This is a genomic window from Rhizobium sp. P2_G2 (assembly GCF_056403555.1).
Genome location: NZ_JBFUFF010000143.1, coordinates 1 through 13,317, shown reverse-complemented (window position 1 = coordinate 13,317; position 13,317 = coordinate 1). Strand labels below are relative to the sequence as shown.

Annotated in this window: 17 protein-coding genes and 1 pseudogene; 4 read left to right on the top strand and 14 right to left on the bottom strand. The window is 59.4% G+C overall.

Going from position 1 to position 13,317, the window contains the following annotated elements; all coding sequences use genetic code 11:
* Nucleotides 1-777, bottom strand: a pseudogene (locus tag AC1D06_RS39160) (hypothetical protein); the annotation flags it as partial.
* A 183-nt stretch (nucleotides 778-960) separates the two neighbouring features.
* On the opposite strand from AC1D06_RS39160, the gene AC1D06_RS39155 reads away from it, so the two are divergent.
* The 4 genes from AC1D06_RS39155 to AC1D06_RS39140 all read left to right on the top strand — a co-directional run bounded on the left by AC1D06_RS39155 (nucleotide 961) and on the right by AC1D06_RS39140 (nucleotide 5,188).
* Nucleotides 961-3,261: a Tex family protein gene (locus AC1D06_RS39155; RefSeq protein ID WP_477884364.1), complete on the top strand. Its 2,301-nt coding sequence runs from the start codon at nucleotides 961-963 to the stop codon at nucleotides 3,259-3,261.
* A gap of 60 nt (nucleotides 3,262-3,321) precedes the next feature.
* Nucleotides 3,322-3,690: a hypothetical protein gene (locus AC1D06_RS39150; RefSeq protein ID WP_477884366.1), complete on the top strand. Its 369-nt coding sequence runs from the start codon at nucleotides 3,322-3,324 to the stop codon at nucleotides 3,688-3,690.
* Nucleotides 3,691-3,785: 95 nt separating this feature from the next.
* Complete coding sequence (locus AC1D06_RS39145) at nucleotides 3,786-4,172, top strand: hypothetical protein (protein WP_477884368.1); 387 nt, start codon at nucleotides 3,786-3,788, stop codon at nucleotides 4,170-4,172.
* A 131-nt stretch (nucleotides 4,173-4,303) separates the two neighbouring features.
* On the top strand, nucleotides 4,304-5,188 hold the full coding sequence (locus tag AC1D06_RS39140; RefSeq protein ID WP_477990941.1) for an AraC family transcriptional regulator: 885 nt from the start codon (nucleotides 4,304-4,306) through the stop codon (nucleotides 5,186-5,188).
* A 29-nt stretch (nucleotides 5,189-5,217) separates the two neighbouring features.
* On the opposite strand, the gene AC1D06_RS39135 is transcribed toward AC1D06_RS39140, so the two are convergent.
* The 13 genes from AC1D06_RS39135 to AC1D06_RS39075 form a co-directional block, all read right to left on the bottom strand.
* Nucleotides 5,218-6,219: a glutathione S-transferase family protein gene (locus AC1D06_RS39135; protein ID WP_477884309.1), complete on the bottom strand. Its 1,002-nt coding sequence runs from the start codon at nucleotides 6,217-6,219 to the stop codon at nucleotides 5,218-5,220.
* 96 nt (nucleotides 6,220-6,315) lie between these two features.
* Complete coding sequence (locus AC1D06_RS39130; protein WP_477884307.1) at nucleotides 6,316-6,603, bottom strand: type II toxin-antitoxin system RelE/ParE family toxin; 288 nt, start codon at nucleotides 6,601-6,603, stop codon at nucleotides 6,316-6,318.
* Nucleotides 6,593-6,871: a hypothetical protein gene (locus tag AC1D06_RS39125; protein ID WP_477884305.1), complete on the bottom strand. Its 279-nt coding sequence runs from the start codon at nucleotides 6,869-6,871 to the stop codon at nucleotides 6,593-6,595. The genes AC1D06_RS39130 and AC1D06_RS39125 overlap by 11 nt, the downstream gene beginning before the upstream one ends.
* A gap of 91 nt (nucleotides 6,872-6,962) precedes the next feature.
* Nucleotides 6,963-7,886 carry a GTPase Era gene (gene era, locus AC1D06_RS39120; protein ID WP_477990940.1) on the bottom strand — a complete coding sequence of 308 codons (924 nt, stop codon included), beginning with the start codon at nucleotides 7,884-7,886 and terminating at the stop codon, nucleotides 6,963-6,965.
* 11 nt (nucleotides 7,887-7,897) lie between these two features.
* The gene (gene rnc, locus AC1D06_RS39115) at nucleotides 7,898-8,617 is read right to left on the bottom strand and encodes a ribonuclease III (protein WP_477990939.1); all 720 of its coding nucleotides are present in this window, start codon (nucleotides 8,615-8,617) and stop codon (nucleotides 7,898-7,900) included.
* On the bottom strand, nucleotides 8,614-9,396 hold the full coding sequence (gene lepB / locus AC1D06_RS39110; protein ID WP_477990938.1) for a signal peptidase I: 783 nt from the start codon (nucleotides 9,394-9,396) through the stop codon (nucleotides 8,614-8,616). Before lepB ends, rnc begins: the two co-directional genes overlap by 4 nt.
* Nucleotides 9,397-9,556: 160 nt before the next feature.
* Complete coding sequence (gene acpS, locus AC1D06_RS39105) at nucleotides 9,557-9,958, bottom strand: holo-ACP synthase (RefSeq protein ID WP_477884297.1); 402 nt, start codon at nucleotides 9,956-9,958, stop codon at nucleotides 9,557-9,559.
* Nucleotides 9,959-10,101: 143 nt separating this feature from the next.
* Complete coding sequence (locus tag AC1D06_RS39100) at nucleotides 10,102-10,266, bottom strand: DUF3563 family protein (RefSeq protein ID WP_477884295.1); 165 nt, start codon at nucleotides 10,264-10,266, stop codon at nucleotides 10,102-10,104.
* 330 nt (nucleotides 10,267-10,596) lie between these two features.
* Complete coding sequence (locus tag AC1D06_RS39095; RefSeq protein ID WP_477990937.1) at nucleotides 10,597-11,058, bottom strand: DsrE family protein; 462 nt, start codon at nucleotides 11,056-11,058, stop codon at nucleotides 10,597-10,599.
* Between the two features lie 26 nt (nucleotides 11,059-11,084).
* Entirely contained in the window at nucleotides 11,085-11,675 is a 591-nt protein-coding gene (locus AC1D06_RS39090) for a hypothetical protein (RefSeq protein ID WP_477990936.1), read from the bottom strand.
* A gap of 99 nt (nucleotides 11,676-11,774) precedes the next feature.
* Complete coding sequence (locus tag AC1D06_RS39085; RefSeq protein ID WP_477990935.1) at nucleotides 11,775-12,353, bottom strand: hypothetical protein; 579 nt, start codon at nucleotides 12,351-12,353, stop codon at nucleotides 11,775-11,777.
* 22 nt (nucleotides 12,354-12,375) lie between these two features.
* Complete coding sequence (locus AC1D06_RS39080; RefSeq protein WP_477990934.1) at nucleotides 12,376-12,966, bottom strand: hypothetical protein; 591 nt, start codon at nucleotides 12,964-12,966, stop codon at nucleotides 12,376-12,378.
* Nucleotides 12,967-13,061: 95 nt separating this feature from the next.
* The coding region (locus tag AC1D06_RS39075) for a LexA family protein (protein ID WP_477990933.1) at nucleotides 13,062-13,317 on the bottom strand (256 nt) is incomplete at its 5' end.

The following is a 13,317-nucleotide window of genomic DNA, read 5'->3' as shown; positions in this document are numbered from 1 at the left end:
GTCCTTGCCTGCGCCACCGAAAAACGTATTGGCTTTGGTGTCACCCAGCAGCTTGTCGTCATGCAAGGAACCGTCGACCTCCTCGATATTCAGCAGCTTGACGGTGGTTCCCTTAAAGAGTGTCGTCTTGCCTGCGAGATCCACCGTCGTTCCGAACGGAAACCACGATTGGTTCTCTCCCTTGAGGAGCGAGAACGTATCGTAGCCCTTGCCGCCATCGATGGTCGATGCCCCCTTCGCCAAGATGGGCAGTGAATTATAGGCGTCGATATGGTCATCACCGCCACCCATATCGACCTTATCGCTGCCGCCGTCGATCATCAGAACATCATCGCCGTTGCCAAAGGTCACGGTGTCATCGCCGCCGGTGCCGACGAAACGGTTGATTTCGTGGAATACAGATTTCTTGTAGGTCAGTTCCCAGCCGATGCCGGAGAAGAAGTCCACCAGTGAGTCGGCGTTGTCGAATGTCGCGTCGTCGATCGCCGTCGTCAGGTCGGCAAGGTTCAACTGGAGTCCGCTCACGGTGATATCGAGGCCACCGTCCTGGAAAGTGAAGCTGATGCTGCTGACCGTGCCGCTCTGCTGATCGAGATCGGTCCCCGATGCCACGACAGTGCAGACATAACCTGCGTGGTTGATGTCAGTGGTGCCGGTTGCCGAACCCTTGTCGTTGGAGACTTCCAGGGCATCCACATCCCGCAATATGAAAATCAAATCCTGACTGAATTCGAGTCCATTCGCATCTGCATATGGACCGACATCGACTTTGGCCATGGTGTTTCCTCCCGGACTGCGCTCTATTGTCGCATGATGGATGACCGGTATACGAAGCGGTATCCCCCGATCGGGGGACCGGAAGGATTTTTAGAACGCGTCGACTGTGGAATTTCGCCTCCGCCCTTCCTTTTTGATCATTGGTCGCTATTTTCGCGGCAAATCACTATCAGGACCATGGATATGCCAGCCGATCTGAACCGCCTCTCCGCCACCATCGCCGCCGAGATCAACGCCCGGCCCCAGCAAGTGACGGCCGCCGTTGGGTTGATCGACGAAGGCGCGACCATTCCCTTCATCGCTCGTTACCGCAAGGAAGTGACCGGCGGGCTGGACGATACCCAGCTCCGCACGTTGTCGGAGCGGCTGGTCTATCTGCGCGAGATGGAGGCGCGGCGCGATACGATCCTCGACTCGATCCTGACCCAGGGCAAGATGACCGATGAGCTCAAGGTGAAAATCCTGCAGGCCGACACGAAGGCGACGCTCGAAGATATCTATCTGCCCTACAAGCCCAAGCGCCGCACCCGCGCCCAGATCGCCCGCGAGCGTGGCTTGCAAGGTCTCGTCGACGCCATCCTCGCCAATCGTTCGGCCGAGCCGACAAAGCTGGCCGAAGGTTTCGTCAAGGACGAGGTGGCCGATGTAAAGACCGCGCTCGAAGGCGCGCGCGATATCATTGCCGAAGATCTTTCGGAAAATGCCGATCTGCTGGGCCGGCTGCGTGGCTATATGCAGGGCAAGTCGATGCTGGTCGCCAAGGTCGCCGATGCCAAGAAGGAAGCGGCGGAGAAGTTCTCCGACTATTTCGACCACAAGGAGCCGTGGTCGAAAGTGCCGAGCCATCGCGCGCTCGCCATGCTGCGCGGCTGGAACGAGGAAGTGCTCAGCGTCACCATCGAAACCGATGCGGATGACCCTTCCCCAGTGAAGCCAGCAGAAGCCATTGTCGCTGCAGCGCTCGAGCCGCGGACGTCCGGGGCAGGCGATCAATGGCTGAAGGATGTGGCCGGCTGGGCCTGGCGCGTGAAGCTCAATTCATCGCTGTCCTTGGAACTCATCCGTGACATGAAGGAGCGGGCCGAGGAAGAAGCGATCCGCGTCTTCGCCCGCAATCTCAAGGACCTGCTGCTTGCCGCTCCTGCCGGCACACGCACCGCCATGGGCCTGGACCCCGGCATCCGGACCGGCGTGAAAGTCGCGGTGGTCGACCAGACCGGCAAGGTCCTGGACACCGCGACTGTCTATCCCTTCCCGCCGAAGAACGATGTCATGGGCGCGCAAGCCGAACTGGCTTCCCTGATCCGCAAGCACCATGTCGACCTGATCGCCATCGGCAACGGCACGGCAAGCCGCGAGACGGAAAAGCTCGCCGCCGACCTGATCGCCAAGCTGCCGGCGCCGAAACCGACCAAGGTGATCGTCTCCGAAGCCGGCGCTTCGGTCTATTCGGCGTCGGAACTCGCCGCAAAGGAATTTCCGCAGCTCGACGTGTCGCTGCGCGGCGCCGTGTCGATCGCCCGCCGTCTGCAGGATCCGCTTGCCGAACTGGTCAAGATCGAGCCGAAATCGATCGGTGTCGGGCAGTATCAGCACGATGTCGACCAGGCAAAACTCGGCCGCTCGCTGGATGGCGTCGTAGAAGATGCGGTGAATGCCGTCGGCGTCGACCTCAACACGGCKTCGGCACCGCTCTTGTCACGCGTCTCCGGCCTCAACAATACGCTGGCGACGCAGATCGTTACCTACCGCGACGAGAACGGCGCCTTCAAGAGCCGGCAGGAATTGTTGAAAGTGCCGCGCCTCGGGGCACGGACTTTTGAACAATGTGCCGGCTTCCTGCGCATTGCCGGCGGCAAGGAGCCGCTCGATGCGTCTTCCGTGCATCCGGAAGCCTATGACGTGGCGCGAAAGATCGTCGCCGCCTGCGGCCGCGACCTGCGTACCCTGATGGGCGACAGTGCGGCGCTGAAGAAAGTGGATCCGCGTCAGTTCATCAGCGAGAAATTCGGCCTGCCGACGGTAAAGGACATCATCGCCGAACTGGAAAAGCCGGGCCGCGACCCACGCCCGGAATTCAAGACCGCGACCTTTGCCGAGGGCATCAACGAGATCAGCGACCTCAGGCCCGGCATGATGCTGGAAGGCACGGTGACCAATGTCGCCGCCTTCGGCGCCTTCGTCGATATCGGCGTACACCAGGACGGTCTGGTGCATGTCTCTGAACTCGCCGACCGCTTCGTCAAGGACCCGCATGAGGTGGTCAAGGCAGGCGACATCGTCAAGGTGCGGGTGGTCGAGGTCGATCCGAAACGCAAGCGTATCGCGCTCTCGATGAAGAAGGAAGCAAGCGGGCCGAGGGAGCCGCGCGAGGATCGCAACCGCGGTAATAGTGGCGGGAACGTCAAGCAGAGCCCGAAGCCGCAGGCGCCAAGCCAAGGCGCATTCGGGGCAGCCTTGGCCGAGGCGATGAAGCGGAAATGATGCGTTGACGAGGAGCGCCAGCACTCCTAATTTTCTGACAATTCGGGGGCGGTGATCGGAATGCGGCGCGCGACAGTCGGATCAATCATTGCCTTGGTCTTGTTGGCCGTGCTCGCTATGGCCATGCAAAAGACCGAGGACAAAAAAGTGCAGGCAGCTGTGGCCTGCCAGAGCGAGCTCGTCCTGATCGATTATTGGAAGAGCTTGGATCTCATTAGCGAGGTCAAGCACGACGGCAACGACTTGGTTGTGGAAGTGGATTATCGGGGCTGGAGCAAACTGCCGCGTCCGCTTCAGCTCCAGATCGGCAAGGCCGCCTACTGCCCGATCGCGAAAGCCGGCAAGGGCGGCGCGGCCCGCATAGAGTCAGATCACGAGCTAGCTCGGGTCGAAAACGGGAAGTGGTCGAGCAAGCAGTTCCCTGAATAGTGCTAACGGCGGGCAGGGCTGACGAAATGTCATAAAAGAAGCGAATCTTGGACGAGTTAAGTCGCATTGTTTAAAGTGCTGTCGTTGGAGGGCTGGTGAGCATTCGTTTTGAAACATGGGGCAGAATTGGCAAACTCGGCGTGCTCGTGATCCTCGCTCTCTCCTTTCGGCCTTGGGAGGCCCACCACACGGAAACGACGGCGCCAACCCCATGCCAGGATGAGAATGCGGTCATTGATCATTGGACCGGCATCAATCTGATCCGGCACATGCAGCAAAGTGGCAAAAACCTGGACTTCTTTGTCTATGATAAAGCGTGGGCGGCGTTGCCCCGCTCCACACAGGTCCAGATCGGCAATGCCGCCTATTGCCACGTCGCCCTCGACGGCAAAGGCGGCGTTGCTCGCATCGATGACCTGAAGGGCAAAGAGCTTGCTCGCGTCGCCGACGGCAAGTGGATCAGCTGGCAGTTTCCGGAATAGTTTGCATTCATTTCGTGAAGCGAGATCAGGCTGCGTCCAACATCGGAACGATCCCGAGAACGCAACTCCGCAAGATCCGTCAGGCGCCGCAAAATCCCCCGAGTTATGTGTGGATCGCCACGGAGGACAGGATGAAAAAGCCGACGATCGAACATTATCATGCCCGGATGCAGCGGGTGATCGACTATATCGACGATCATCTCGACGAGGGTCTCGACCTCGACAGGCTGAGCGATCTGTCGGCGTTTTCGAAGTATCATTTCCACCGGCAGTTCACCGCCATCTTCGGCATTCCGGTACATCGCTATGTCCATCTCTGCCGCATGAAGCATGCTTCGTTCCGGCTAGCCTTTCGCGATAATCACCGGATCACCGATATCGGCCTGGATGCCGGCTATGAAGCGTCGGAGGCGTTTGCGCGCGCATTCCGCCAATGTTTCGGGCAAGCCCCTTCCCGCTTCCGGAAATCCCCCGATTGGGCTTCGTGGCTCCAAACCCTGAAATCACTCGATCAAGCACGGAGCACATTCATGCCCAGACAATTTCTGCTTAGCGATGTCGATATCGTCGAACTCGAAGCCCGCCACATTGCCTGCATGCCCCATCACGGCGATCCCGCCAAGATTGGCGATACGGTCCAGGCCTTCATTGCCTGGAGAAAGCAGGAGCGGCTCCTGCCGAAGACCAGCGCCACCTTCAACCTGTTCTACAACGACCCCGAAACGGTGCCGCCGGATGAGTTCCGCATGGACATCTGCGCCGGCGTCGAAAGCGATTTCGGCAACAGCAATCCGCGCATTCATCTGAGCACCATTCCGGGCGGCAGCTATGCGAGGCTCAGGGTTTCGGGCATCGCCGGCGAAATGCCGCAGGGTGCCTCCTTCCTCTATCGGGAATGGCTGCCGGCGAGCGGCAGGGAGCTGCGGGATTTTCCGTTCTTCTGCGAGCGCGTTCGCTTCTTCGCGGACGTGGCGGAAGCTGACGTGATCACAGATCTCTATCTGCCGCTTGCCTGACGGAAGAACGGCAACCTCATCGCCCGGCATCAGGCATGCTGAAACACGCCCTTGCCGGGAAGCCGGCCGCGATCATGCGGCCGGTCGAAATCGAGCGCCGGCCCCTTCGGCACGATGCGGGTCGGGTTGAGATGGGCGATGGAATAGTAGCCGCGCTTGATGTGATCGATCCTTACCGTCTCGGCGATGCCGGGCCATTGGTAGAGCTCGCGGGCATAGGCCGAGAGGTTCGGATAGTCCTCCAATTTCCGGAGATTACACTTGAAGACGCCGTTATAGGCAGCGTCGAAGCGGATCAGCGTCACGAACAGGCGGATATCGGCTTCGGTCAGATATTCGCCGGCGATGTAGCGGTGGCTATCGAGATGATCATCGAGCTTGTCCAGCGTCTCAAACAGGGATGTGACATTGCGCTCGTAGACGGTTTGCGATTTGGCGAAGCCGGTCTTGTAGACGCCGTTGTTGACGGTGTCGTAGATCAGCCGGTTCCAGGTGTCGATTTCGCCTCTGAGCGACTCCGGATAAAAATCCAGCCGGTTGCCGGTCAGATGATTGAAAGCGGAGTTCATGATGCGGATGATATCGGCGGATTCGTTGTTGACGATCCTGCCGGTTTGACGATCCCAGAGAACGGGCACAGAGACCTTGCCGGTATAGCGTGGCTCGCTCGTCGTATAGAGCTGGTGCTGGAAGGAGATTTCGGGTGCCTTGCCCCCGGCATCCTGCGCCGGGATATATTGCCAGCCGTTGTCACCGAGCGTGGGCTCGGCGATCGAAACGGAAATCACATTCTGCAGGCCTTTCAGGTTGCGCATCGCGAGCGTCCGTGATGCCCAGGGGCAGATATAGGCAACGAAGAGCTGGTAGCGGCCCGCCTCCGCCGAGAAACCCGGCTGGCCATCCGGACCGGGGCTGCCATCAGGCGTGATCCAGTTGCGGAACTTCGTTTCCTCGCGGTGGAAGGCGCCATTCTTCATCTCGCTCGCGGCGACATCGTCCTTGATCCATTGCCCGTCGACAAGCTGCGGCATAGAATATTCCTCACATTGACTTGCTGCGAAAATGCGCCGGAGCACGGAAATGTTCAATGCGTCAATGGGTTGACGGACCGTCAAGGGAAAGAAGGGTTATTCGTCTTCGGGTGGCCATTGCTGGGAGGTGTGGAGGACGAAGTCGATCGAAACCGATCGCTCCTTGACGGTATAGATCAAGATGAACGGCGTGCGGGTAACGACCAATTCCCTGCTACCGACCACGCGTCCGATGCGGCCGGAATGAGGAAATAACCCAAGCTTCCGCACCCGCTGCAGGGTACGCTGGTGCATCCCCCAAGCGGCTCGAGGGTTATCCTCATGAATACGGGAGAGCAGTTTCAGAAATTGTAACTCTGCCAGTTCCGTCCATTCAATCTTCACTGATGCCCGCCTCGCGATCGAGCCGCCTCAGTAGGGCGTCGGCGCGGGCCATCACCTCCTCATGAGAATAAAACACCGCGTCGGGCCTGCGGGAATATTCCAATGCGGCCTCCACCTTTCGGCGAAACCACGCGTCATAGTCCGCCTGCTCCTCGGGCGTCAGCTTCTTCTGCGGACCCCAGATGTTTTCGTCGATGACGTTCTCTTCGTCATCATCTGCCTGGAGCGGGGTTTGCGGGTTTTCCTCAAAACCATCCGGACGGGACATGCTGGTTCTCCTTTTGTTTCAGGATAGCAAATCCTCATTGCGTCACAAGCAATTTCCGGCGCGATCGGAGGCCAGCCTATAATGTCCTGCGTCAGGACGTGAAATCCAGCCCCATCTCGCGGAAACGCTCGGGATCGTCGCCCCAGTTCTCGCGTACTTTCACGAACAGGAAAAGATGCACCGGTTGTTCGAGGATTTCGGAGATTTCCTTGCGGGCGGCGGTCGAGATCGACTTGATCGCTTCACCGCCCTTGCCGAGCGCGATCTTTTTCTGGCTCTCGCGCTCGACATAGATCACCTGCTCGATGCGAACCGAGCCGTCCTTGCGCTCTTCCCACTTCTCCGTCTCGACATGCGAGGCGTAAGGCAGCTCCTGGTGCAGGCGCAGGAACAGCTTTTCGCGGGTGATTTCGGCGGCGAGCTGGCGCATCGGCAGGTCGGAGATCTGGTCTTCCGGATAGTACCAGGGGCCTTCAGGCAGCGTCTGCGACAGATATTTCAACACGTCGTCGCAGCCTGAGCCGTTGAGCGCCGAGATCATGAACGTGGCTTCGAAATTGACCTTTTCATTGGCGGCCTGCGCCAGCGCCAGCAGGTCTTCACGCTTGACCTGGTCGATCTTGTTGAGCACCAGAATCTTCGGCTGCTTGACCTCCGAAAGACCGTCCAGAATGGTCTCGGCGTCACCCTTCAGCCCGCGCTCGCTGTCGATCAGCAGCATGATAATATCAGCGTCTTTGGCGCCACCCCAGGCGGTGGTGACCATGGCGCGGTCGAGGCGACGGCGCGGCTTGAAGATGCCGGGCGTGTCCATGAAGACGATCTGCGTCCGGTCCTCGATGGCAATCCCGCGGATGATCGCGCGCGTTGTCTGCACCTTGTGGGAGACGATCGAGACCTTGGCGCCGACAAGGCGATTGACCAATGTGGATTTGCCGGCATTGGTGGCGCCGATCAGGGCGACGAAGCCGGAACGCGTGGGCGCGGTGTCCACCGCGGTTTCAATGTCAGTCATCGAATTTCCAATCAGCTCTCTGCCACCTCGGGCATCCATATGCCTTCGCGCTCCAGCATGCGGCGGGCGGCGACCTGTTCGGCGGCGCGCTTGGAGCGGTCGACACCGGTTTCCGATGCCAGGCCGGCAATCTCGACCACCACGGTGAATTGCGGCGCATGGTCCGGTCCGCTTCTGTCCTCGACGCGATAAGTCGGTGCAAAACCAAAACGCTGATGCGACCATTCCTGCAATTCGGTCTTGGCATCGCGGCGCATCGGCTCGGGTCGCGTCGCCCGCTCTGTCCATTGGCGCAGCACGAAGCCGCGCGCTGCTTCCAGTCCGCCGTCGATATAGATCGCTGCGATCAGGCTTTCGACCACGTCGGCGCGAACATTCTTCATACGCTGGCCGGTGATCTTTTTCAAATCGGCACCGGTGCGGATATAGCGGTGCAGTTCCATCTCGTCGGCGACAGCAGCGCAGGTGTCGGCAGAAACCAGCTGGTTCAGGCGCACGGAGAGCTCCCCCTCGCCGGCGCTGCGATAGGTGGTGAACAAGAGCTCGGCGATGCAGAGACCAAGCACGCGGTCGCCCAGGAATTCCAGCCGCTCGTAATTGCCGCCCTTGGCAACACGGGCGCTGGAATGGGTAATCGCCCGGTCAAGGCGATCCTTGTCCTGGAAGACATATCCAACCAGCGCCTCGAGGCTCTCCCGTTCCTGCGCGGCGAGGGCCGAACTGCGGCTCATTCTATGCCCTTGAAAAAGCGGTCATAACGAAGGTTGGCCGGCCATTTCCAGATTTCCAGGAAAGAGGTCTGGTTGGAGAGCGAGAAGATGATAAAGCTGGCCCGACCGACCAGGTTTTCCTCCGGCACATAGCCTACGGTAAAGCGGCTATCGGAGGAATTGTCGCGGTTGTCGCCCATCATGAAATAATGCTTGGGCGGCACGACGAATTCCTGCGTATTGTCGCCGTCACTGCTCGGGTTGAGGTCGAGCGTCTGGAATGTCACGCCAGTATCGAAGGTTTCGCGGAACACCGGCACCTTGTTGTAGCCATCCGGGCTGAACTGCACGCCAACGCCGCCCGTCTCCCGATCATCTGAGGTGAACGTACCCTCGGCGACGCGCGGCACCTGCTTGCCATTGATGTAAAGCACGTCGTTCTTCACCTGAATGTGGTCGCCCGGCAGGCCGATAACGCGCTTGATATAGTCGATGGACGGCTCCGGCGGGAAGCGGAAGACGACGACGTCACCGCGCTTCGGCTGGCTGCCAAACAGGCGGCCCTTGAACCAATCGGGATTGTAGAGCGGCAGCGAATAACGCGAATAGCCGTAGGAGAACTTGTTGACCAGCAGATAGTCGCCAATCAGAAGCGTCGGCATCATCGAGCCGGAGGGAATGGTGAAGGGCTGCAGGAGGACGGTCCGGATGACCGCGGCGAGCAGGAATGCCTGAAACAGTACGACAATTGTTTCCCAGAGAGCATTCTTCTCAGCTGGCTTGTTTTCGGTCACGCTCATTCGTTCCTCTTGGCGTACTAAAGCGCGTCACTATTTCTCGGAATGACGGACGCCTCAGGTCTTGGACTTTACGCATTTCCCCCAAAACCGGTTCGCGTTTTAGGGATATGCACTGACTTTGAAACTCTCTAGCTTTTTCCGTATTCATCGGCAACCCGCATCAGGTCGCAGGCAATGCCTCAATGATCACAAAGGCCTGAGCCAGCGGAAAATCGTCGGTGATGGTGACGTGGATGGCGGGTTTATGCCCTTCCGGGATCAGCGACATCAGGCGTTTTTCGGCGCCGCCAGTGAGCGCCATGGTCGGTTTGCCGCTGGGAAGATTGACCACACCCATTTCCTTCCAGGCGACGCCCATGGAAAGGCCGGTGCCGAGCGCCTTGGAGCAGGCTTCCTTGGCGGCGAAGCGCTTGGCGTAGGAGGCTGCGCGATTCTTGCGGCCGTCCGATTTGCGCTGTTCGATCTCGGTGAAGCAGCGGTTGGCGAAACGCTGGCCAAAGCGCTCCAGCGTCTTTTCGACCCGCCTTATGTCGATGAGATCGCTGCCAATGCCGATGATCATGCGTCCACCTGTTCGATTTTCGATAGATGGGACGCTGTAGACCGGAACGGAAGTGGCTGCCAAGTAAAAATAAAGGCCGGCGCAACGGCGCCAGCCCACATTCCTGGAGACCTGCTCCCTATCATATATAGAGCTTGCCCGGCTTAGAACACGTTCTGCGGACGATTGCGGAACAGGCCGCGGTCGATCTGGCGCTGACGATATTCGAGGTCGACCCGGTCGGTCGAGGCATTCAGGTAAGCAAGCTCGCGATCTTCAGTAGACGGGCCGCGCAGCTTCGAGGCGATTTTAGAGACATAACCAAACATGGTTTCTTCCTTTCGTTTCTTTCAGTTCCTCCCTTCTTCTGTGTATAAGATAGCGCGATTGCTGCATCGCACAAGGTAGCCATTGCTGGATGCTGCCCTGCCACTCACGCATAGCTAGTTAATGACGCCCACATTTTTGACATGGGTCTGTCAAGAGTGAGGCAATTTGCCTCGCAGGAGGGCAATCTCAGCTGCGATATTGCTGATGATATTCCCTAGAGCGCTTTGCGTTCTGATAGAATCAGAACCGCGCTCTAAGTTTTTGTTTTTGAGCATGTCGTTATCCTGAAACCGGCATCCACTTTCAGGCGACATGCTCTAAGCCCCCGGTCACGGCCGGATATACAGATAGCCCTGCTGCTGCAGATCGGCGATCCGCACCACGCCGCCTTCCTCGGCCACGTCGAAACCGGCAAGCAGGTCGGCTGCGACCAGCTTCTGGGCTTTCATCGTATTGCCGCAAGCGACGAAGGCAACGCCATCCTTATTGCGCTTGGCGATCTGCCCACGGATATCCGGATTGGCCTTTGAGGCAACGAAGGCATCGAGCGCCGGGCCATGGACGACAAGCACGATCCTGACTTTGTCCGGGCCGCCTTTGCCGGCAATGTGATTCTTGATATTGCCGAGCACGAAATTGACCCGTGTCGGCTCCGACAGATGATAGACGACCTTCTGCACACCGTCCGCCGGCACATTGGCGCTGGCGGAAACGGGCAGGACGGAGGCAGCCGCGCCGCCGGCCAAGCCGGGCAACAGGCGCGAGAAGATGGTGCGGCGGGAAAACAGCATGGCGTTTTTCTCCTTTGGGGCTCAGATCACTGCGTCACGGTTCCCTTTTTGACCGCGGCATTGACGTCGTCGTCATAGATGACCGACAGGCAATTCTTGAGCTCGGTCTCCTGCAGCACAAAGGTCCGGTCGTCTGTATCGAAACCCTTGGTGCCAAGCGGTTTGTCGTCTTCGGGATCGCCCAGCCGGACGCCGTTTTCGCCGATATCGAGTTTGATCGACGTGTCGTCCCTGGCATCGGCATCGACGCCACCGCCGTCACAATCGATGCCGCAGCTCACCGACATACCCGGTTTGTCAGCATTTCGGTTGCAATCGCCACCGAAGGCGAAAGACTTCTTGCTGTCGCGGAAACTCACCTGGGCATCGAATGAATAATAATAGCTGCCCCTTTCGTCGCCATTCTTCTTGGCGAAATAGACAAGCATGTCGGTGACGTTCTGCTTCGGATGGGCGGTGAGATGCGCCTTGTCATAGTGCCTGACATAGCAAAGATTCGACACCGGGCCGGTGGCCTGATTGTTGAACAGGGCGTCAAGCCTGGCATTGCCCGCGGAGGCGGTGCCCGCAAAGACAAGCAGCGGCAGGCTTGCGAAAAATCCGATCCGGGAAAGCATGGGTCGATCTCCTTTCAAGGCGTGAGCTATGGTGCTCGCGCCCACTTGAACGAATAACGGATGACCCTGCCCGCTTCTTCGATGCCCCTGCGGACGTGGCTATTCAGTGACCGCTCCCTTGGCGATCCTGGCCCGCAAGGCACCATCCTTGATCGCCGGCAGGCAGTCGGCCAATGCGGCGCGGTCGAGGCGGAAAAGCTTGTCGTCGTCGCCGAACTTGCCGCGCACCGGCACGCCATCCTCGACCGGCGGATCATAGATACGGGCGCCGATCGGAATCTCGACCAGGATCGAGGACTGGTCCCTGACGCGCATATCGATGCGGCCGCCTTCGCAATCGAATGGGCAGGTGATCGCCTGCTTGCCCTCGCCCGGCTCGCAATAATTGGTGAGCACCAGCGGCTGCTTCTGCTCGCGGAAATCCACCTGCATGTCGACCGTATAGCCTTCATTCGCATCGCCTTCGGCCTTGCTGACGAAGACGCGCATATCGGTGACATTCTGGTCCGGATGGCTATCGAGATGTGTCTTGGCATAGTGCCGCGAGAAACAGGCGAAGGCCGCCTTCTCGCCGGGATCGTGACCGAAGAGCGTCTTGATCTGCGAGGATTGGCCGGCGCCGGCGACTGCCGGGATCAGGGCAATCGCGACGAATATCGGCAGGATCGAAAAACGCATCGAAAAAATCCTCGCCGGACGGTCACTGCGTGACGTCGCCTTTGGTGATCTTGACCTTCAGGTCGTCGTCGGAAATCACCACTGTGCAATCCCTGAGCGCCGTGCGGTCCAGTCGGAACAGCCTGTCGTCCCCGCCGAAACGGGCGCCCTTGGGCAGGTCGTCATCGGAGGCGTTCTCCTCGGCCGAAGGATCGTAGATGCGGACACTGTCGGGAATGTCGATGAGCACCGAGGTCTCGCTCTTTACCCGCACGTCGAGATGCCCGCCGTCGCAATCGATGCCGCAGCCCAGCGCATGCTTGCCGTCGGTGCCCTGGCTGCAGCTTCCCGCAACCTCGAACGGCTTCTTCATCTGGCGGAAATGGACCTGTAGAGTGAGGCCGTAATACGGATCCGGGCCCTCCTGCTTGCTGACATAAAGCAGCATATCGGTGACGTTCTGCTGCGGATGCGAGGCGAGATGCGGCTTGGTATAGCGGCGGATAAAGCAGGCATGCGCCGCGCCGGCGCCGGGGTCACGGCCGAAGATCTTGACGAGATCGGAGGCCGGATCGGCATGGGCGAAAACGGGAAGCGCAAGGACGAATGCGGCGGCGGATAGAGCGAGGCGCATGGCAGTCTCCCGAGCAGAAGGATCGGCGGAGTTTATGCCATGACGGATAGAGGAGAAAGAGTATTCGGCGCCGTACCACAGATGTCGAATCACCCCTAGTACCTCTGCACAGAGGATTTGACGGTTTGGTTTGGCTGCAATGTTGGCAGGCAGTTGTGGTGGATGAGTAGTTCGACACTGCGTGCGATGCGTGGCTGCCTGCGGATCAGGCCGTTGCTTTCGAGCGTGAGCAGCATCTGGTGGACGGATGGCGGGGTGACGCCGAGATAGCGTTGCAGGTCGCGTTCGGCCGGTGCGCGCCCATTGATCTGGCTGTAGGCCCAGATAAAGGCGAGATACTGGCCCTGCTTG

Excerpts from the sequence above, each read along its gene's own strand:
- AC1D06_RS39150 (WP_477884366.1), top strand. The coding sequence starts at position 3,322 with ATGCGGCGCGCGACAGTCGGATCAATCATTGCCTTGGTCTTGTTGGCC.
- AC1D06_RS39140 (WP_477990941.1), top strand. The coding sequence starts at position 4,304 with ATGAAAAAGCCGACGATCGAACATTATCATGCCCGGATGCAGCGGGTG.
- AC1D06_RS39135 (WP_477884309.1), bottom strand. The coding sequence starts at position 6,219 with ATGCCGCAGCTTGTCGACGGGCAATGGATCAAGGACGATGTCGCCGCG.
- AC1D06_RS39125 (WP_477884305.1), bottom strand. The coding sequence starts at position 6,871 with ATGTCCCGTCCGGATGGTTTTGAGGAAAACCCGCAAACCCCGCTCCAG.
- era (WP_477990940.1), bottom strand. The coding sequence starts at position 7,886 with ATGACTGACATTGAAACCGCGGTGGACACCGCGCCCACGCGTTCCGGC.
- rnc (WP_477990939.1), bottom strand. The coding sequence starts at position 8,617 with ATGAGCCGCAGTTCGGCCCTCGCCGCGCAGGAACGGGAGAGCCTCGAG.
- lepB (WP_477990938.1), bottom strand. The coding sequence starts at position 9,396 with ATGAGCGTGACCGAAAACAAGCCAGCTGAGAAGAATGCTCTCTGGGAA.
- acpS (WP_477884297.1), bottom strand. The coding sequence starts at position 9,958 with ATGATCATCGGCATTGGCAGCGATCTCATCGACATAAGGCGGGTCGAA.
- AC1D06_RS39100 (WP_477884295.1), bottom strand. The coding sequence starts at position 10,266 with ATGTTTGGTTATGTCTCTAAAATCGCCTCGAAGCTGCGCGGCCCGTCT.
- AC1D06_RS39095 (WP_477990937.1), bottom strand. The coding sequence starts at position 11,058 with ATGCTGTTTTCCCGCCGCACCATCTTCTCGCGCCTGTTGCCCGGCTTG.
- AC1D06_RS39090 (WP_477990936.1), bottom strand. The coding sequence starts at position 11,675 with ATGCTTTCCCGGATCGGATTTTTCGCAAGCCTGCCGCTGCTTGTCTTT.
- AC1D06_RS39085 (WP_477990935.1), bottom strand. The coding sequence starts at position 12,353 with ATGCGTTTTTCGATCCTGCCGATATTCGTCGCGATTGCCCTGATCCCG.
- AC1D06_RS39080 (WP_477990934.1), bottom strand. The coding sequence starts at position 12,966 with ATGCGCCTCGCTCTATCCGCCGCCGCATTCGTCCTTGCGCTTCCCGTT.